The organism is Nonlabens ponticola (assembly GCF_003966335.1).
Classification (GTDB): domain Bacteria; phylum Bacteroidota; class Bacteroidia; order Flavobacteriales; family Flavobacteriaceae; genus Nonlabens; species Nonlabens ponticola.
The window spans coordinates 2,782,487-2,802,122 of the sequence record NZ_CP034549.1; the positions used below are offsets into that span (position 1 = coordinate 2,782,487).

At 40.8% G+C, this 19,636-nt stretch carries 18 protein-coding genes; 17 read left to right on the forward strand and 1 reads right to left on the reverse strand.

The annotated features are described in order from the left end of the window. Nucleotides 1-43 precede the first annotated feature (43 nt). The 3 genes from lipA to EJ995_RS13265 all read left to right on the forward strand — a co-directional run bounded on the left by lipA (nucleotide 44) and on the right by EJ995_RS13265 (nucleotide 4,414). The gene (gene lipA / locus EJ995_RS12675) at nucleotides 44-922 is read left to right on the forward strand and encodes a lipoyl synthase (RefSeq protein ID WP_126448751.1); all 879 of its coding nucleotides are present in this window, start codon (nucleotides 44-46) and stop codon (nucleotides 920-922) included. A 19-nt stretch (nucleotides 923-941) separates the two neighbouring features. After that, nucleotides 942-1,931, forward strand: a complete 990-nt coding sequence (gap, locus tag EJ995_RS12680; RefSeq protein WP_126448752.1) for a type I glyceraldehyde-3-phosphate dehydrogenase — start codon at nucleotides 942-944, stop codon at nucleotides 1,929-1,931. Between the two features lie 95 nt (nucleotides 1,932-2,026). Beyond that, on the forward strand, nucleotides 2,027-4,414 hold the full coding sequence (locus tag EJ995_RS13265) for a tetratricopeptide repeat-containing hybrid sensor histidine kinase/response regulator (RefSeq protein ID WP_241234650.1): 2,388 nt from the start codon (nucleotides 2,027-2,029) through the stop codon (nucleotides 4,412-4,414). On the opposite strand, the gene lpxK is transcribed toward EJ995_RS13265, so the two are convergent. After that, nucleotides 4,395-5,378 carry a tetraacyldisaccharide 4'-kinase gene (lpxK, locus tag EJ995_RS12690; RefSeq protein WP_126448753.1) on the reverse strand — a complete coding sequence of 328 codons (984 nt, stop codon included), beginning with the start codon at nucleotides 5,376-5,378 and terminating at the stop codon, nucleotides 4,395-4,397. The two genes, EJ995_RS13265 and lpxK, sit on opposite strands and share 20 nt — an antisense overlap. A 47-nt stretch (nucleotides 5,379-5,425) precedes the next feature. Here lpxK and EJ995_RS12695 point away from each other — a divergent pair, with 47 nt between their 5' ends. From EJ995_RS12695 to hisD, 14 genes are all read left to right on the forward strand, one after another. Next, entirely contained in the window at nucleotides 5,426-6,517 is a 1,092-nt protein-coding gene (locus EJ995_RS12695; protein WP_126448754.1) for a Nif3-like dinuclear metal center hexameric protein, read from the forward strand. A 3-nt stretch (nucleotides 6,518-6,520) separates the two neighbouring features. After that, the gene (locus tag EJ995_RS12700; protein ID WP_126448755.1) at nucleotides 6,521-7,300 is read left to right on the forward strand and encodes a zinc ribbon domain-containing protein; all 780 of its coding nucleotides are present in this window, start codon (nucleotides 6,521-6,523) and stop codon (nucleotides 7,298-7,300) included. Between the two features lie 114 nt (nucleotides 7,301-7,414). Next, nucleotides 7,415-8,074, forward strand: a complete 660-nt coding sequence (gene msrA, locus EJ995_RS12705; protein ID WP_126448756.1) for a peptide-methionine (S)-S-oxide reductase MsrA — start codon at nucleotides 7,415-7,417, stop codon at nucleotides 8,072-8,074. 304 nt (nucleotides 8,075-8,378) lie between these two features. Next, entirely contained in the window at nucleotides 8,379-10,043 is a 1,665-nt protein-coding gene (gene asnB / locus EJ995_RS12710) for an asparagine synthase B (RefSeq protein WP_126448757.1), read from the forward strand. Nucleotides 10,044-10,235: 192 nt separating this feature from the next. Beyond that, entirely contained in the window at nucleotides 10,236-11,636 is a 1,401-nt protein-coding gene (locus tag EJ995_RS12715; protein ID WP_126448758.1) for an anthranilate synthase component I family protein, read from the forward strand. Beyond that, nucleotides 11,623-12,111, forward strand: coding sequence for a hypothetical protein (locus tag EJ995_RS12720; protein ID WP_126448759.1), 489 nt, complete (start codon nucleotides 11,623-11,625; stop codon nucleotides 12,109-12,111). Before EJ995_RS12715 ends, EJ995_RS12720 begins: the two co-directional genes overlap by 14 nt. Beyond that, a complete protein-coding gene (locus EJ995_RS12725; protein ID WP_126448760.1) occupies nucleotides 12,108-12,683 on the forward strand; it encodes an anthranilate synthase component II in 576 nt (191 codons plus the stop codon). The genes EJ995_RS12720 and EJ995_RS12725 overlap by 4 nt, the downstream gene beginning before the upstream one ends. A 1-nt stretch (nucleotide 12,684) precedes the next feature. Beyond that, entirely contained in the window at nucleotides 12,685-13,677 is a 993-nt protein-coding gene (gene trpD / locus EJ995_RS12730) for an anthranilate phosphoribosyltransferase (RefSeq protein ID WP_126448761.1), read from the forward strand. Nucleotides 13,678-13,764: 87 nt separating this feature from the next. Next, nucleotides 13,765-14,568 carry an indole-3-glycerol phosphate synthase TrpC gene (trpC, locus tag EJ995_RS12735; RefSeq protein ID WP_126448762.1) on the forward strand — a complete coding sequence of 268 codons (804 nt, stop codon included), beginning with the start codon at nucleotides 13,765-13,767 and terminating at the stop codon, nucleotides 14,566-14,568. Next, complete coding sequence (locus tag EJ995_RS12740; RefSeq protein ID WP_126448763.1) at nucleotides 14,565-15,203, forward strand: phosphoribosylanthranilate isomerase; 639 nt, start codon at nucleotides 14,565-14,567, stop codon at nucleotides 15,201-15,203. The genes trpC and EJ995_RS12740 overlap by 4 nt, the downstream gene beginning before the upstream one ends. Continuing rightward, entirely contained in the window at nucleotides 15,200-16,375 is a 1,176-nt protein-coding gene (trpB, locus tag EJ995_RS12745; RefSeq protein ID WP_126448764.1) for a tryptophan synthase subunit beta, read from the forward strand. Before EJ995_RS12740 ends, trpB begins: the two co-directional genes overlap by 4 nt. A 3-nt stretch (nucleotides 16,376-16,378) precedes the next feature. Next, complete coding sequence (trpA, locus tag EJ995_RS12750; RefSeq protein ID WP_126448765.1) at nucleotides 16,379-17,161, forward strand: tryptophan synthase subunit alpha; 783 nt, start codon at nucleotides 16,379-16,381, stop codon at nucleotides 17,159-17,161. A 298-nt stretch (nucleotides 17,162-17,459) separates the two neighbouring features. Then, nucleotides 17,460-18,311: an ATP phosphoribosyltransferase gene (hisG, locus tag EJ995_RS12755; RefSeq protein ID WP_126448766.1), complete on the forward strand. Its 852-nt coding sequence runs from the start codon at nucleotides 17,460-17,462 to the stop codon at nucleotides 18,309-18,311. Continuing rightward, nucleotides 18,311-19,606 carry a histidinol dehydrogenase gene (hisD, locus tag EJ995_RS12760; RefSeq protein ID WP_126448767.1) on the forward strand — a complete coding sequence of 432 codons (1,296 nt, stop codon included), beginning with the start codon at nucleotides 18,311-18,313 and terminating at the stop codon, nucleotides 19,604-19,606. Before hisG ends, hisD begins: the two co-directional genes overlap by 1 nt. Nucleotides 19,607-19,636 lie beyond the last annotated feature (30 nt).

Here is a 19,636-nt window from a genome sequence, read left to right on the forward strand (position 1 = left end):
TTACTCATGACTTAAACGACTACATAATCATTAACTTTGTATTATGGAGACAGCAACAACAAGTGTAGCACCGCCAGCAACTAAGGGTAAACCAAAGTGGCTGAGAGTCAAACTGCCTGTAGGTCAAAAGTATAAGGAATTGCGTGGTGTGGTTGACAAGTACGATCTTCACACCATTTGCACCTCAGGTAGTTGTCCTAACATGGGAGAATGCTGGACTGAAGGTACTGCTACATTCATGATTCTGGGAAACACCTGCACGAGATCCTGTGGTTTTTGTGGTGTGAAAACCGGCAGACCTGACTCACTAGACTGGGCAGAACCTGAAAAAGTTGCTCGCAGTATCAAACTTATGGGCATCAAACATGCGGTTATTACCAGTGTGGATAGAGATGACTTAAAGGATATGGGCAGCATCATCTGGAAAGAAACTGTTGCAGCGATTAGACGCATGAATCCTGAGACAACTCTAGAAACACTGATACCTGATTTTCAAGGAGTAACGCGCAATATTGATCGTATCGTTGCTGCAAATCCAGAGGTTGTTTCACACAACATGGAAACGGTAAAACGATTGACCAGAGAAGTACGTATTCAAGCAAAATATGAGCGCAGCCTAGAGGTATTGAGATACCTTAAGCAAGAAGGCATTAATCGCACAAAATCTGGTATTATGCTAGGTTTAGGTGAGCGTGAGGAAGAAGTTATCCAGACAATGGAAGATTTGCGTGATAATGATGTAGATGTTGTTACCATAGGTCAATATTTACAACCTTCAAAAAAACACTTGCCTGTACAAGAATTCATTACACCTGAGCAATTTGGTGTTTATGAAAAGCTGGGTCTAGAAATGGGCTTTAGACATGTTGAAAGTGGCGCTTTAGTGCGCAGTTCTTATAAGGCTCACAAGCATATACTTTAATTTTTCATTCTAATTTTTCATGATTAAAGTTGCGATCAATGGTTTTGGACGTATAGGTCGTACTTTCTTACGCACAGTTTTAAATCATGAACACATCCAAGTGGTCGCTATTAATGATCTTGCGAGTGTCGAGGTGATGGCTCACTTGCTCAAGTATGATTCTATACATGGCGTTTTAGCTCATGAAGTGCATCACAACGAGGATAAATTGATTGTTGATGGTAAGGAAATTTCCTTTAGCCATCACGCGGTTCTCAATAAGTTAGATTGGACAGGTGTTGATGTAGTTCTTGAAGCTACTGGAAAGTTTAAATCAAAAAGACAGCTAGAACAGCATCTTGAAGCTGGTGCGGGCAAAGTTATTCTCACGGCGCCACCAATAGACGACGGCATCAAAACCGTTGTATTAGGTGTTAACGATGATGTCATGGATGAGCACGATCTCATTATTTCAAACGCTAGTTGCACCACAAATAATGCAGCACCTATGATCAAGGTGCTAGACGAGTTATACGGCGTTGAACAAGCATATATTACCACGGTACATAGTTATACTACAGACCAGAGCCTACACGATCAACCTCATCGGGATTTGAGGCGTGCTCGCGCAGCTGGGCAATCTATTGTTCCTACAACAACTGGCGCAGCCAAGGCATTGACAAAGATTTTTCCTCACTTAAGTGATGTCATAGGCGGTTGTGGAATTAGGGTTCCAGTTCCTAACGGTAGCCTTACCGATATGACTATCAATGTGAAGACTGAAGTTACCATTGAAGAAGTCAATCAGGCATTTTTGACATACGCAGAAGAAAATCCGGATACATTTTCTTACACTGACGTACCCTTAGTTTCCATAGATATATCTGGTAGTCCTTACTCTTGTATTTATGATTCACAAATGACATCTGTGATTGGAAATCTAGTCAAAATCATAGGTTGGTACGACAATGAGAGCGGTTACTCAAACCGTTTGAAAGATCTGATAATGAGATTGTCAACAAAAAGTTAACAGGAAAATAAGTGTTTATCGATTAACGGTCACAATACCTATCAATATTAAGTGTAATTCACCATTTTGATTACATAGAATTATATTTACAAATCGTGAATTCCAACCGAAAATATAATTTATTCATCTTAGGTCTGTTGTTTTTATGCAGCCTTACAGCGTTCTCTCAAGAATCTAATTCTAAACTTTCTAAGGAAAGTCAGGATTTTGTGATTGACGTTATATTGGAACGCGCCAATCTTGCACTACAACGCAATAATTATTTAGAAGCTCAAAAAATACTCTCAAGCGCCAAAGAAATTGCCGTGGATTCTACCATCCAGTGGAAAGCAGATATTTTTCAGGCAAATTTTTACTCCTTTACTGGTCAACTAGATCAAGCTGCAAATCAGGTAAATCGCTTGAGTAAAGTCATACCAGAATCAAACGAGTCTTACATTGATTTGATACTGGTTAAGGCAGATGTACTTACCAAGCAAGGTGATTATTTAAAGGCTGACCAATCCTTAAAACAAGCTAATTTACTTGTTTCTCAATCGCAAGATCCATCGGTAATTGCCAGAATACAGTTTTTAAGAGCAGAATTATTCTTGAAAACCAAAAACACCTATGAGGCCACCAGCCTTTATCAAGATGTAATTCCTAAACTCAAGGAACAGCAGTTATTCTACTATGAAGCAAAAGCCCGATTCAATCTAGCTCAAGCATATTTTGACAAAACAGATCTTGTCAATGCAGACCTAGCCGCTGAAGATGCCATTGCTACGGCAACTAATTTTGGCTTTAAAGCTATTGAGATTGAAGGTTACCTGTTGAAATCTCAAATTGCCAAAGGCTTAGGCAATCTTGAGGAAACTGTAGAATTTCTAGATAGATATATAAAGGCACGTGAGAATTACACAGGAACCGATAGTAGTATTGCAGAGAATCCATCTACATTATTAGCAAGCATCAATGCACTAAAAGAGGCAAACGAAGCGCTAAAAGCTGAAAATGCCGAACAAGCAAGTACGCTTAAAGGCCGTGGACATTATTCTATCCTGTTATTTGTCATGCTGACCTTACTGTCTTTATTGACCATGTCACTTTTCAAAAACAACAAATTAAGAGCTCGCAGTAATCAAGCTCTTGAAGGAAAAAACAGCGCGCTTATTGATGAACGTGACCGCGCGCAAGATGCAGCTAAAATTAAGGCAGACTTCTTATCAACCATTACTCATGAGCTACGTACTCCTATGTATGCCGTTACTGGTTTGACACATTTACTGCTTGAATCAAATCCACGAGGAGATCAGGAAGAACACTTACAAACACTCCAATCGTCTGGTGAATACTTGTTATCGCTCATCGACAACATTCTTGATTTCAACAAGCTTGAGGCTAATAAAGTAGAACTAGAATCCATACCGTTTGATCTCAAAAAACGTGTTGAGGACATAGCAGTGTCATTGACAAATCAAGCCAAGGACCAGCAAAACAATCTATCACTGCAATTTGATAAAGCTATACCATCGCGAGTAAAGGGTGATCCTGTAAAAATTTCACAGATTCTTATCAATCTTGTAGGTAATGCTATCAAGTTTACCAAGTCTGGAAATATCTGGATTAGAGTGAATCGTTTGCGAGAAGATAATAACCAATGCTTGATACAGTTTGAAGTTGAGGATAACGGTAAAGGAATTTCAGAAGAGAAGCAACAGGACATCTTCAATAACTTTACTCAAGAAGGAACCAGCATAACAAGAGAGTACGGTGGTACTGGTCTAGGACTTGCGATTGTTAAAAACCTAGTCGGGTTGATGGGATCAGAAGTCAAACTAGATAGTAAAGTAGGTCGCGGTAGTATTTTCTCTTTTGAAGTTTGGTTAGAATTACCAGACAGCAACAAGTTCTATGAAGAAAACAAGCAACCGTCTAACAAGATGTCCATTGAACAATTGCAACAATCAACTCTAGAACTAGAACATAAAGCCGAGACCAAAGAAGCTGAAGACATTGTCGTTAACGATCCTGAAACAATTCCAGCGATTGAGGAACCAACTCAAAAAAATACCGCAGCAGGAAAAGACACTATTATCAAAGCTAGCCCTGCAAGCCCTAAAGACTTGATATCTAAAAAGATATTGATCGTTGAAGACAACAAGATCAATCAAATGATTACCCGTAAAATTCTTGAGGGAAAGAATTTTGAGTGTGATATAGCCAACAATGGTGTTGAGGCTCTAGGTAAAGCACGTGACAACAAGTATGACCTTATACTTATGGATATACACATGCCAGCCATGGACGGTAAGCAAGCCACGGCTGAAATACGCAAGTTTGACAGGGAAATACCAATCATTGCCCTAACGGCCGTAACCCTTGATGAGACTGAAAAGGAATTCTACGAGATAGGTTTTGATGACATCATACCTAAGCCTTTCAAAATGGAAGAATTCTTTGAGAAGATTCAGAAAGCCTTTTCTAGCTACCAGATATATTAATTCTTAGCGGCTGACCTATAAATCTTGTTTTGATAGGTAAATAAAACAAGTTATTCATCTTCAATTTCCGCAACTTCACATAATCTTTTTCGGTAGTAATAGTGATTTGGGAATTATCTAGCTCCTGCAAGTCGAGAGTATCATATTCATGATGATCCTTGAACTTAAAATGCTTAACAGTTGTAAACTGTTCTAAATATTCTAGCAAATACTGTGGCTTCGCAATTCCTGTAATTAGATTGATGTTAGAATTTGCAATGGACGACAGCTGCTTTACACCAATTGCACTTTTAAGCTCAGTATCATATTGGATCGAAGAAAAATATACTTCTTGACTTTTAATAGGATTGATTTGAGATAGAATATGTTGCTGCTCCCTTTGAGAAAGATCCGGTGGGCATTTAGTAACTACTATATGGTCAGCACGTCTTGAGCCTCGACGGTTTTCTCGCAAGTTGCCCGCTGGCAAAACGTGATCCTTATAATAAGGAGCGTTGTAATCAGTTAGCATGATATATTGGGACGCTTTTACATATCGATGTTGATAAGCATCATCCAGCAAAATCACATCAAGATCATGAGAACTAATTAATTGCTCTATTCCATCCGCTCGTTTTTCACAAACAGCTACTATGATGTCATCACCATATTTCAGTTTGAATTGTAATGGCTCATCTCCTACTTCGCTCGCATCGCTGTTATTTGTTACCTCAAGAAAACCTTTAGTTTTTCTTCCATAGCCGCGACTTAAGACAGCGACTTTTTTACCTGCTAATTGTTCGATGCAATATTCAATCATAGGCGTTTTCCCTGTACCGCCAGTACTCAAATTACCTATGGCAATTACAGGAATATCAAAGGTGGTTTGTTTCAAGACACCAGCGTCAAACGCACTGTTGCGCAAACCAGTAACACCATCATACAACACTGAAAATGGGTAAAGTAAAATTCGCCATGACGCCATAGTTTCAAAAGTAGCTTAAATTTTATCTTTACCTTACAAACCAGTTTATGCAGATCAGAGATATCACCAGCGCTTTAGAAGAGCTAGCACCGCTACAGTATGCTCAAGATTTTGACAATGTTGGGTTACTGGTAGGCAATCACCAGGAAAATGTTACAGGAGTTTTAATCACGCTTGACTGTCTAGAATCTGTCGTTGATGAGGCGATTGAGAAAAAGTGTAACCTTATAGTCACCTTTCACCCAATCATATTTTCTGGACTCAAGCATTTGAGAGAAACAGACTATGTACGACGCACAGTAGTAAAAGCGATCAAGAACAACATCGCCATTTATGCCACGCACACAGCACTTGATATGGCGCATGGCGGTGTAAGCCACCGCATGGGATCGCAATTACAGCTACAAAATGTCAAAACCCTCATTCCAGAAAATGGCCTACTACATAAATTATCCATTCACGTACCACAGGATCATTTAGAAATCGTGAGAGAAGCCATCTTTCAAGCAGGTGCAGGAAAGATCAGTAATTATAGCGATTGCAGTTTTACAACATCTGGCACTGGAACGTTTCAGCCAGGCGAGCAATCGCAGCCATTTTCTGGTAAAAGCGGACAACGATCTACTGTTGATGAATATAATCTGGAAGTAATTTTGCTACCGCATAAAAAGAAGGAGATCCTAAGCGCGATGCAGGACACGCATCCCTATGAAGAAATTTCCTATCAAATCATCAAGCTAGAAAATGAGTACAATCGCATAGGTATGGGCGCGATTGGTGAGTTACCTAATGCCATCTCGCAAGATGATTTTCTAGCAACGATTAAAAATGTATTTAATAGTGGCGTGGTAAGGAGCTCGCTTTCGCGAAAGCGTAACATCAAAAAAGTTGCAGTGTTAGGAGGTTCTGGAGCGTTTGCCATAAAAAATGCCCTGCAAGCTGGTGCAGATGCATTTGTCACAGCAGATCTTAAGTATCACGACTTTTTTCAAGGCGAAAACATCCTGCTATGCGATGTTGGACATTATGAAAGTGAGCAGTTTACAAAAAACTTATTACAAGAATATCTTACAGAAAAATTTAGTAATTTTGCAATCCTTTGTGCACAGGCACAAACAAACCCAGTTAATTACACATAACAGATGGCAAAAAAGACCGAGGCGACTGTAGAAGATAAGTTGAGAGAGCTTTATGACCTACAATTAATCGATTCAAGAATTGACGAGATACGCAACGTACGTGGTGAATTACCTCTTGAAGTTGAAGATCTTGAGGATGAAGTAGAAGGATTGAATACTCGAGTTGCAAAACTTGAAGCACACCTAGAAGAGCTTAATGACCAGATCAAAGGGAAGAAAAACCTCATCGAGGAAGCTAAAACCTTGATCAAAAAATATACTGAGCAGCAAAAGAACGTACGTAATAATCGTGAGTTCAACTCTCTTTCTAAAGAAGTTGAATTTCAAGAGCTGGAAATTGAATTAGCCGAAAAGCACATACGTGAATTTAAAGCACAGATCGAGCAACAAAATGAGGTCATCGAGGAAAGTAAATCCCGAGTTGGTGAAAGAGCTGAGCACCTCAAGCACAAGAAGGCAGAACTAGAAGAGATTCTTAAGGAGACTCAAAAAGAAGAAGAAGCGCTGATGAAGATGTCTGCAGATCATGCAAAGTCTATTGAAGAGCGTTTACTTAAAGCTTATACTCGCATACGTACTAATGTTAAGAATGGTCTTGCAGTAGTGCCTATCGAGCGTGGAGCATCTGGTGGATCCTACTTTACCATACCACCACAGGTACAGGTCGAGATTGCTAGTCGCAAGAAAATCATAGCAGATGAGCACAGTGGTCGTATCCTTGTCGATGCAGCACTAGCTCATGAGCAAGCAGAAAAAATGCAAAGCACTTTTTCTAAACTCTAGAAAAACCGCATAAAATTTACAAAGCCCACTAGCCCAGCTAGTGGGCTTTTATTTTAACCTCAATTTAATAGAGGAGCATAGTTGCCATTCTACTTTTGAAATAAATAATTGACAATGAAATTTTTAACCATAATAGCTTTTCTAGCTATAGCAAATAGCTGCAATCAGGATCCTAGCTCAAGTAATGAAAATGTAGCATCAAATGATGAAGAACCGATTGAAGTAGCGACCATGCAAGGACGTGAAAAGGCATATTTTGCCAGCGGTTGCTTCTGGTGCGTCGAGGAGATTTATGAGAGTGTAAAAGGCGTTGACGAGGCTATTTCTGGGTACAGCGGTGGTACTACCAAAAACCCAACATACGAGCAATCCAATACAGGAAATACTGGTCATGCAGAAGCTAATGAAATTATCTATGATCCAACCGTAGTAAGTTTTGAAACACTAGTCGATGTGTATTTTGCATCCCAGAACATTGAGCAGGTAAACGGACAAGGACCAGATCGTGGCTCGCAATATCGTAGTATCGTGTTTTATCAAAACGATGAACAAAAGAAGATCATCAATGACAAGATCGCTCAACTAGAAGCTGATGGCTACGACGTTGCTGCTGAGGTCAAACCATTCCAGAAATTTTGGGTGGCAGAGGATTATCATCAGGATTATGCAGAACGTAATCCTAGCAACGGATATATTCAAAACGTGTCCATACCTAGATGGAGAAGATTTGCCAAAGAAATGCCTGAAGTGATCAAAGATGGCGTTAGTCATTAAGCAAGTTTCAATAAATTTTAAAAAGGGTTTCAAAATAATTTGAGACCCTTTTTTATCTCAACTCTATTATTGACCGTGGTTCGGCTAATCTTCTAGCATTTGATTATCAATCGTTTCAGCCTTATTTTAAAATAAACTTGGTCAATAAATAATTTTGCCTACATTTACCACATCATGAAAAACATGAATAATAATAACGAGAATAATAATCCTTTACTAACGTAAGGTAGATCTCGTTGTTTGCAAAAAATCAAAAGGTCTACTGTAAAGTAGGCCTTTTTTCATTTAAAAAAACCAACCAACCATGTGTGGAATTGTAGCAGTATTTGATCTAAAAAAGGAAAGCAGTGATCAGCGGGAAAAAGTTCTAGAGCTTTCAAAAAAACTAAGGCATCGAGGACCAGACTGGTCTGGAATCTATTGTGGTGATAATGCCATTCTCGCTCATGAGCGATTGACCATTGTTGATCCGCAATCTGGCGGACAACCGTTATACAGTCCAGATGGCAAAATAGTGCTTGCGGTGAATGGTGAGATCTACAACCATCAAGAAATTAGAGATCGCTATGCAGCCTCTTATAAATTCAAAACAAAATCTGATTGTGAGGTCATCCTGGCTTTGTATCAAGACAAGGGCATGGATTTTTTAGATGAGCTTACAGGTATGTATGGATTTGCGCTATACGATAGCGACAAAGATATATTCATGGCGGCGCGTGATCATCAAGGGATTATTCCATTGTATTATGGCCGCGACGACATGGGTCAACTGTACATTGCTAGCGAGCTTAAGGCGCTAGAAGGTACCTGCAAGGAAATTGCACCATTCCCACCAGGACATTATTATACTAGTACGAGCAATGAATTTGTAAAATGGTATGATCGTGACTGGAAAGAGTACAATGCAGTAAAAGATAATACCAGCAGTGTGGCTGATCTTAAAAAGGCTATGGAAGATAGCGTTCATAGACACCTGATGAGTGACGTACCTTACGGCGTGCTATTGTCTGGTGGTCTGGATAGCTCTATCGTTAGTGCCGTTGCAAAAAAATATGCCGCACGACGCGTAGAGTCTGGTGACCATGCAGATGCCTGGTGGCCTCAATTACACTCTTTTGCCATAGGACTTGAAGGCAGTCCAGATCTAGAGGCCGCACAAGTGGTTGCAGATCATATTGGCACCGTGCATCATAGTGTAAACTTTACAATTCAAGAAGGATTAGACGCGGTAAAAGACGTGATCTATTATCTTGAAACCTATGATGTAACCACAGTACGGGCATCAACACCTATGTACTTGCTGGCACGAGTGATCAAGTCAATGGGAATCAAGATGGTCCTTTCTGGTGAAGGAAGTGACGAGATTTTTGGTGGGTATTTATATTTTCACAAGGCACCTAATGCACAGGAATTTCATAAGGAAACAGTACGCAAACTGGACACCTTGCATTTATATGATAACTTGAGAGCTAACAAATCGCTAGCAGCATGGGGAATTGAAGGCCGTGTACCATTTCTGGATAAGGAATTTATGGATGTTGCCATGCGCTTGAATCCGCAAGATAAAATGTGTGGCAACGGCAAGATGGAGAAACACATTTTGAGAGAAGCATTTGAAGATTATCTACCCAAGAGCGTAGCCTGGAGACAGAAAGAACAATTTAGTGATGGTGTTGGATACAACTGGATCGACACGCTTAAAGAAACGGTAAACGAGCAGGTCACAGATGAAATAATGGCGGCAGCAAGTTTCAAATTCAAGATCAATCCACCACAAAACAAGGAAGAATATTACTACCGCAGTATTTTTGAAGGACATTTCCCTAGTGATGCCGCCGCTAGTTGTGTGCCGTCCATTAAATCTGTGGCTTGTTCAACTCCAGTAGCGTTGGAATGGGATGCGGCATTTAAAAATATGAATGATCCATCTGGTAGAGCTGTCGCTGGAGTGCACGATGATGGTTATTAAAATGTGGTGAATAATGTTTGCGCTTTCGCGAAAGCGTAATTATCTTTACACTTCAATGCAAGAAAGAACTCAAAACTGGTGGTGGTACAACATAGCTCAACAGCCGTGAAGTCACCCGTATGTTTAAATACAAAGGTCTGCTTTACGGCAGGCCTTTTTTGTTTTAATCTTTTATTGCACTAATAAATAATCATGTTCAAACCTATAACAACACATAAAAATATCCTGGCAGACACGTTGACGCCAGTAGGTATTTACATGCGGTTGAGAGACAAGTATCCAGGTAGTATTCTATTGGAGAGTAACGAGTACGGCAGTCGCAGCAACAGCTATTCCTTTATTTGTTGTAATCCAGTAGCTAGTCTCAATATCGACCAGAATTTCATAAGTATGAGCTATCCAGACGGCAGCTCTCATGAACAAGAATTTGATTTGTCCTATGATCTAGCTCGTGGTCTAGAAAAATTTAAAGATCAATTCTATAGGGATGATAATGAGTTTTCATTTCCTACTAATGGACTGTTTGGATACCTTACGTATGACGCGGTTCAATTATTTGAAAATATCAAATTTGACCCTAGTAAAATTGAAACTGATGCCATACCCATGGTCAACTATCAGGTATTTCAAAATGTATTGGTTTTTGACCACTATCACAATCAGCTATATGTATTTGACCATGCATATAATGGTGCAGATTCTAAGATGGAATCACTTGTGGACACGATAGAACATCGCGATATTGCTCGGTACAGTTTCAATACCACGCAAGCTGAACAGTCAGAGATGCAAGATCAAGATTTTAAAAATCTTGTAGCCAAGGGCAAGCAACATTGTCAGCGTGGTGATGTTTTCCAGATCGTCGTCTCACGCAAGTTCTCGCAATCCTATAAGGGCGATGATTTCAATGTCTACAGGCAATTAAGAGCGATCAACCCTAGTCCTTATCTATTCTATTTTGATTACGGGAACTTTAGAATATTTGGATCCTCGCCAGAGGCTCAAATATTGATCAATGACGATACTGCCAGCATTCAGCCTATCGCAGGAACCTACAAGCGTACAGGAGATGATGCCGCAGATTTGCAAGCAGCAAATGACCTTAAAAAGGATCCTAAAGAAGCAGCAGAACATATCATGCTCGTTGATCTGGCTCGCAATGACCTAAGCAGACATGCTCGCGATGTACAGGTAACAGATTATCAAAATATTCATTTTTATTCTCATGTAATTCATATGGTGAGTACGGTTACAGGCAAAGTAGCGCAAGAAGATCGTATGGACTTGATAGGCGACACGTTTCCTGCTGGAACATTGAGCGGTGCGCCTAAATATCGCGCCATGCAATTAATCGATGGTCTAGAAAAAAGCGCTCGGCAATTTTATGGTGGTGCAATAGGATACTTAGGATTTGACGGTAGCCTTAATCACGCCATCATCATTAGAACTATACTATCACAAAATAATACCATGTTTTACCGTGCTGGTGCTGGAGTTGTGGTCGACAGCAATCTGGATAGTGAAAATCAAGAAGTTTATAACAAAACCAACGCTTTAAGAAAAGCTATAGAACAAGCAAATGAAACAGTTTAAAACCATTTTGTCAATCATTATCGCCGCTCTCGCATTAACATCATGCGATAATGATAGAGTACTTTTCAAAACCAATCTTGAAACTAATGACCAAAAAACGAACATAACATATTCACCTAATTTGAATTTTGAATTTGTGGTCGACAGCGCATCTGTTCTTCTTGACAATGAGGATTTGAAAAATGCCTTACGTGGCGAGACGGCAAAGGGTGGAACGTTATACAAATCAGATAGATTTCAAGTGAAGTTATTCCTAACTACTTTTTATTATTCTGGTGTTTATCAATATGAATTCAAACTACGCACCTTTAGTAAAGACATGAAAATCATTGATTCTTATACTTTTTCACAAACTACTAGAGATCCTGCCTGTGCCGCTACCCTAACTAGCGATCTGGAAATCACAAAAAGTTGTGAAGATGGATCAGAAATTATTGCCCAAATTGACGATTACGGTAAATTCATTGAGCGATGAAAAAGTCACCTAACATTCTTGTTGTTGACAATTACGACAGCTTTACCTACAACCTAGTTCACTATTTAGAAGATCTCGAGGCAACGGTAACGGTGTACCGCAATGATGAAATTGAACCAGAGGATACGTTGTCGTATGACGCTATTGTACTATCGCCAGGACCTGGAATTCCCAAGGAAGCAGGAAATCTCATGGATATTATTGAGACTGCAAAAGGTAAAGTTCCGCTTCTAGGAATTTGCTTGGGACATCAAGCAATTACAGAATCCTACGGCGGCACTATCATTAATCTAGATAAAGTTTATCACGGTATCGCGACGACAATGACACATCACGGTAGCGATTTATTTGCAGGTATTGATGAGCAATTTGAGGCTGGTAGATACCATTCTTGGAATGCTCTAAAATCTGACTTCCCAAAAGAATTAGAAGTTACAGCCATTGATGAACAAGGTGAGATCATGGCATTGCGTCACAGGGAACTACCTATTTACGGCGTGCAGTTTCATCCAGAAAGTATCATGACGCCACAAGGTAAAATTATGCTCAAGAACTTTTTAAACAGCTTATAATATGAAAGAGATTTTGAATGAGTTGTTTGATCATAAGACGCTTTCGCGAAAGCGTGCTCACGACATACTTACAGCCATAACAGCTGGTGAAGTCAATGATGCACAGATCGCCGCATTTCTTACCGTGTACGGAATGCGCAGCGTGACAGTGGATGAGCTCGCTGGTTTCCGCGATGCTATGCTGGAGCAGGCTTTGCTTATTGATCTAACCAAATACAATCCTATTGATTTATGTGGTACTGGCGGCGATGGCAAGAACACTTTTAATATCAGTACACTAGCAAGCTTCGTTACTGCTGGTGCTGGAGTGAAAGTTGCCAAACACGGTAATTATGGAGTAAGTTCTGTAAGCGGTTCTAGTAATGTAATGGAATCCATGGGTTTCAAGTTTACCAATGATTTTGAAACGCTGGAAAGGCAAATTGATCAAGCGAATATATGTTTCCTGCACGCTCCCTTATTTCACCCTGCGATGAAAGCAGTAGCACCAATTAGAAGAGCACTCGGAATCAAAACATTTTTCAATATGTTGGGTCCACTTGTAAATCCAGCAAGACCCAAATTACAAAGTGTTGGTGTTTTTAATTTGCAATTAGCGCGCAACTATGAATATCTGTTCCAAAATGAAGAAGGAAAACGATATGCTATCCTGCATGCACACGACGGTTATGACGAGGTGAGTTTGACGGGAAAAACAAGAGTTGCTGGTAACAATGGTGTGGTAGACTTAAAACCAGCAGACTTCAACTTAAATAAATTGACGCTGGAACAAATTGCTGGTGGCGAAACCGTTGAAGACGCAGCTGCCATCTTCAAAAATGTATTGGAAAATAAGGCTACAGAGGCTCAAAAATCAGTCGTAATAGCAAACGCGGCAACCGCTATCGCTGTGGCTCAAGAAGTTTCACTTGTTGAAGCAGTTGGTAAAGCAAGAACATCATTAGAATCTAGCAAAGCGCTGGAATGCTTCAATAAATTACTGGAATTACAATAACATCAAATACGTTTACTATTGTGGGATTAATTCCGAAATAATGAACCAAAAAGACTTAATACTTTGTACTAAATACTTCATACTATCGTGGAAGACATACTGAAAAAGATTACTGACCGCACCAAAGCAGATCTAATGATCAGGAAGCAGAATACCTCACTTTCAGATCTTCGAGCTATGGAAAACTATTCTCGTGAGACCATATCATTTCACGACGGAATAAAATACGGTAGTGGTATAATCGCAGAGCACAAAAGACAAAGCCCATCCAAAGGTTCTTTTAAATGCCCAGCAAGCCTTGAGGATATCGTCAAGGGTTATGAGGCTGCTGGTGCCAGTGCTATCAGTTGTTTGACTGATGAGCCTTTTTTTGGAGGTACTTTAAAAGATCTTCAAGAGGCTAGAACTCATGTTGACATTCCTATCCTGCGCAAAGATTTTATGGTCGATCTATATCAGGTACACGAGGCACGCGCTTATGGCGCCGATGCTATATTACTCATCGCGGCCTGCTTAAATGACGAGGAACTTATCACACTGTCTGCAGAGGCTATAAATCTTGATTTGGATATTCTATTCGAGGTTCACGATCTGGAAGAACTTAACCGAGTCAAGAAAGTAGTCAAAGACTTTAAATCCAGCTCTTATGTCATAGGTGTCAATAATCGCGATTTGAAAAAATTTAAGACTGATATTCAAATAAGCAAAGACTTATTAGAGCACTTCCCTAAGAAAGCGCTGGCCATCAGCGAGAGTGGTATTTCAGGTCCAGAAGTGGTTCAAGAGTTGCAAGATTTAGGTTATCGCGGTTTTCTCATTGGTGAGAATTTCATGAAAACTAACGATCCTGGACGCAGCTGTGCCAAGTTTATAAAAGCGACGACGCTATGATGATCAAAGTTTGCGGCATGCGAGAAACGAGCAATATCGATGAACTACAACAACTCGATATTGATTTTATGGGCATCATCCGCTATCCTAAAAGCAAGCGGTATGTTGACGATCAGCAAAAGGCTGCCATTGAGCAATGCACGATGAATAAAGGCACCGTTGGCGTTTACGTCAATGCGTCCCTACAAGACATCTTGCAGGATATCATTCCCTTACAGATGGATGTTGTACAGTTGCACGGTGATGAGGATTCCGCTTTCGCGAAAGCATTACTAGAATTAGACATCAAGGTATTTAAGGCATTTCAAATTACCGATGACTTTGACTTTGATATTCTGAAAGATTGGGAACAACTAGCTGAAGCCTATCAAGGAAAATTATTTTTCCTATTTGACACAGCAACCAAAAATTATGGCGGCAGCGGCAAGAAATTTAATTGGCAATTACTCGACAACTATCAAGGAATGGTGCCTTTTCTATTAAGCGGTGGCATTGCGCCAGATGATGCAGAGTCCATTAAGAATATCAAACACGACATGTTTCTGGGAGTGGATCTCAACTCGCGATTTGAGGACGAGCCAGGAATTAAAAATATCAAAGCTATCAAAGGCTTTGTTGAAAAATTGAGAAAATGAGCTATCAAGTAGATGAGAAAGGATTTTACGGCGAGTTCGGCGGTGCTTTCATACCAGAATTGCTGTATCCTAATATTGAGGAACTTCAGGAAAACTATCTGAAGATCGAGAAAAGTGAGGAATTCCAACAGGAGTTTCACCAACTGCTCAAGGATTATGTAGGCCGCCCAACACCCTTGTTTTTGGCAAAGCGACTGTCTGCTAAATACGGCGCTGAAATCTGGTTAAAACGCGAAGATCTTTGTCACACTGGTGCTCACAAAGTAAATAACACGATAGGCCAAATCCTACTTGCAGAAAAACTCGGCAAGAAACGCATCATCGCAGAAACCGGTGCAGGTCAACATGGTGTCGCCACCGCAACTGTTTGTGCCTTAAAAGGTCTGGATTGTATCGTCTATATGGGCGAGAAAGATATTGAACGACAAGCACCCAACGTTGCACGCATGAAAATGCTCGGCGCAGAGGTTAGACCAGCAACCAGCGGCTCTAAAACGCTAAAAGATGCTACAAACGAGGCTATGCGCGACTGGATCAACAATCCAGAAGACACGCACTACATTATAGGATCGGTAGTTGGACCGCATCCCTATCCAGATATGGTGGCGAGATATCAAGCCATCATTTCTAAAGAGATCAAAGAGCAAATGCAAGGTTTGCCTGATTATGTTATTGCTTGTGTAGGTGGTGGAAGTAATGCCATGGGTGCATTTTATCACTTTTTGGATGATCCAACAGTCAAACTCATAGGTGTTGAAGCGGCTGGAATGGGCGTAGATACAGACAAAACTGCCGCGACTTTGACCTTAGGAACACCAGGAGTTTTACACGCCAGCAGATCCATCATGATGCAAGATAAAGACGGTCAAGTAGTAGAACCACACAGTATAAGTGCTGGACTTGATTATCCAGGCATTGGACCAGCACACGCTTGGTTAAAAGTTTCTGATCGTGCTAAGTACATGGCTGTCACCGATGCCGATGCGTTGACTGCTGCTGTAGAATGCAGCCGATTAGAAGGCATTATTCCTGCCTTGGAAACTGCTCACGCTTTTTCTGTTTTGAAAGATCTAGAATTGAAACCAACAGATCGTGTGGTGATCAACTTATCAGGTCGTGGTGATAAAGATATGGACACCTATATGCGTGAATTGAAACTCAACGAACTTTAAGCTATGCAGAACAAACTGACCCAACTATTTGCTAGCAAGCCTAAGAATTTGCTCAATATATTTTTTACCGCTGGTTACCCTAAACTTGAAGACACAACGGTTATTTTAAAAGCCTTGGAAGAATCCAAAGTGGACTTGGTAGAAATCGGTATTCCCTTTAGTGATCCGCTGGCAGATGGGCCTACGATTCAAGAGAGCAGCAAAAAGGCGCTGGAGAATGGTATGTCCATTGAAAAGCTGTTCACCCAATTGGAACAATTCAAAAATGAAAATCCAGATTTCAATACGCCAATCTTGTTGATGGGATATTTGAATCCCGTGATGCAATTTGGACTGGATAAGTTCTGCGCACGTTGTGCTAGCGTTGGCATGGATGGATTGATCATCCCAGATTTACCCATGTATTCATATCAGATGGAGTTCAAGGATACTTTTGAGAAGCATAACATTTCTAATGTATTCTTGGTGACGCCACAGACTTCAGAGAAACGTATTAGGGAGATTGATGCCAATTCGACCGGCTTTATTTATGCAGTGAGCAGCGCCAGCACCACAGGTACAAAAGCAGATTTCTCTGCCGCTGCAGACTATCTGGGAAGATTGCGAGACATGAATTTGAACACTCCAGTCTTAACCGGTTTTAATATCAAGAACAAGCAAAACTTTCAGGATGCCTGCAACTATGTGGACGGCGCAATCATAGGTAGCGAGTTTATCAGACAAATTTCTGACAGCTCAGACCTCGAGAGAACTGTTTCAGAGTTTGTAAAATCTATTAAAGGTTAAATTATTTGTAAGTACGCTTTCGCGAAAGCGTAACACCTATTACATTTGCACTGCAATGAATAACAACGCAACACATCACCATCATTTTGACACTTACCTGTAGGCGAGCAAAAAATGTATTGATGTAACTCAACATATTTAAAAACCCGTCTATTTCAGGCGGGTTTTTGCATTTCTGCGCAGGCAGAAATCTCTGACTCGGGAAACCTGAAGCGACCGAATCAGATGAAAACAATAGTTTCATGATTTTCCCCTTTGGGGAAATGTCCGCAGGACAATGGGGCCAATAATAAAAATTATGATCAGAATAGCAGTACAGAAATCAGGAAGGTTAAGTGACAAGTCGCTACAATTATTAAAAGATTGTGGGATCAAATTTGATAACGGGACACGCAAATTGAGCGCTAAAGCAAAGAACTTCCCAATGGAGATTCTTTTCTTGAGAGACGACGATATTCCTCAATATGTCGCACAAGGCGTGGCAGATCTTGGAATTCTAGGACTAAATGAGGTCGAAGAGAAAGACCAAAAAGTCGACGTGATCAAGCAGCTAGGTTTTGCAGGTTGTAGATTGAGTCTTGCCGTTCAGAAAGATGTCAATTACACAGGTCTGGAATGGTTCAACGGCAAGCGTGTGGCGAGTAGTTATACAACCATCGTCAAAAAGTTCTTTGCCGATAAAAGCATCAACGCAACCACTGAAGAAATAGGTGGCAGCGTAGAAATCGCTCCAGGAATAGGCCTCGCGGAAGGAATTTGCGACATCGTTTCGACTGGTTCTACATTGATCATGAACGGATTGAAAGAAGTAGAAACGGTCATGTACAGTGAGGCAGTTCTTATTTCTAATCCATCATTAAACGATGAGAAAAAAGAGCTATTGGACAAACTCATGTTCCGCATGGATGCGGTCATGAATGCATCTAAAAACAAATACATCTTGCTGAATGCACCTAACGATAAGGTGGATGAGATTTCTGCGCTGTTGCCAGGAATGAAAAGCCCGACGGTATTACCGCTGGCCGAAGAAGGTTGGTGCAGTTTACATTCTGTTATTGAGGAAAATGATTTTTGGAATGTGATTGATCAGCTCAAGGAAGCTGGCGCTCAAGGTATTTTAGTCAGCCCAATTGAAAAACTAATCGTCTGATGGAAATCGTACTCAACCCATCTACGAGCCAGCAGGCTAGTTTATTGGAGAGACCGATGAAACAAAGGTCTGAAGTGGATAGCGCTGTAAAAGACATTATCCGACTCGTGCGCGATAATGGCGATCAGGCATTGATTGCATTTGCACAGCAATTTGACAACGCCACCATTACAGATTTGAGAGTCTCTGCTCAAGAAATTACCGCGGCAGCTGCTCAAGTTCCAGCAGATTTGAAATCTGCAATCCAGACAGCCTACGACAACATCTATAAGTTTCACCAGGCTTGTTTTACTCGTGAATATCCAGTAGTAGAAACCATGCCTGGCATGACGTGCTGGAGAAAATCATTGCCTATTCAAAAAGTAGGATTGTATATTCCTGGAGGCTCGGCACCGCTGTTCTCGACAGTTTTGATGCTGGCAGTACCTGCAAAAATTGCTGGAAACAAGCAAGTAGTCCTTTGTAGCCCAACGGATGAGCATGGAAATATAAATCCAGTGGTTCTGTACACCGCAAGTCTTTGTGGCGTCACAGAGATCTATAAAGTTGGCGGTGCTCAGGCGATCGCTGCCATGACACACGGCACGCAAAGCGTTCCAGCGGTACACAAGATTTTTGGTCCTGGTAATGCTTTTGTCACTAGAGCAAAAGAATTGGCACAGCAGCAAGGTGTCGCGATCGACATGCCGGCTGGACCTAGCGAGGTTTTGGTCATTGCAGATCAACACGCTAATCCAGAATTCGTGGCTTCAGACTTGTTAGCTCAAGCAGAACACGGTCACGATTCCCAAGTAATTCTACTTACAGATTCTGAGAAACTTGCTAAGGATGTAGACGATGCAGTAAAGTCTCAAATAAGCACGCTTTCGCGAAAGCAAACTGCCGAAGCTGCCCTGCAGAATAGTAGAACTATCGTGTTACAAAGCATTACAGAATGTGTAGCCTGGTCTGATGTATATGCACCAGAGCACTTAATTATCAACACACAAGATGCTGAGGCAGTAGCAAATCAAATCGAAGTAGCTGGCTCCATATTTATAGGTTCTTACACTTGTGAGAGCTTGGGCGATTATGCCAGCGGCACCAATCATACCTTGCCTACTTACGGTTATGCAAGGAATTACAGCGGTGTGTCTGTCGATAGCTTTGTCAATAAAGTGACCTACCAGAAAGCGACCGCTCATGGGTTACAAAACCTAGGTCCTGCTGTTGAAATCATGGCAGCCGCCGAAGGTCTGGATGCGCATAAAAATGCGGTGAGTGTAAGATTAAAAAGTTTAGAAAATAACGATTAGCAGATTCCGCCCTGCGGCGGAATGACAATA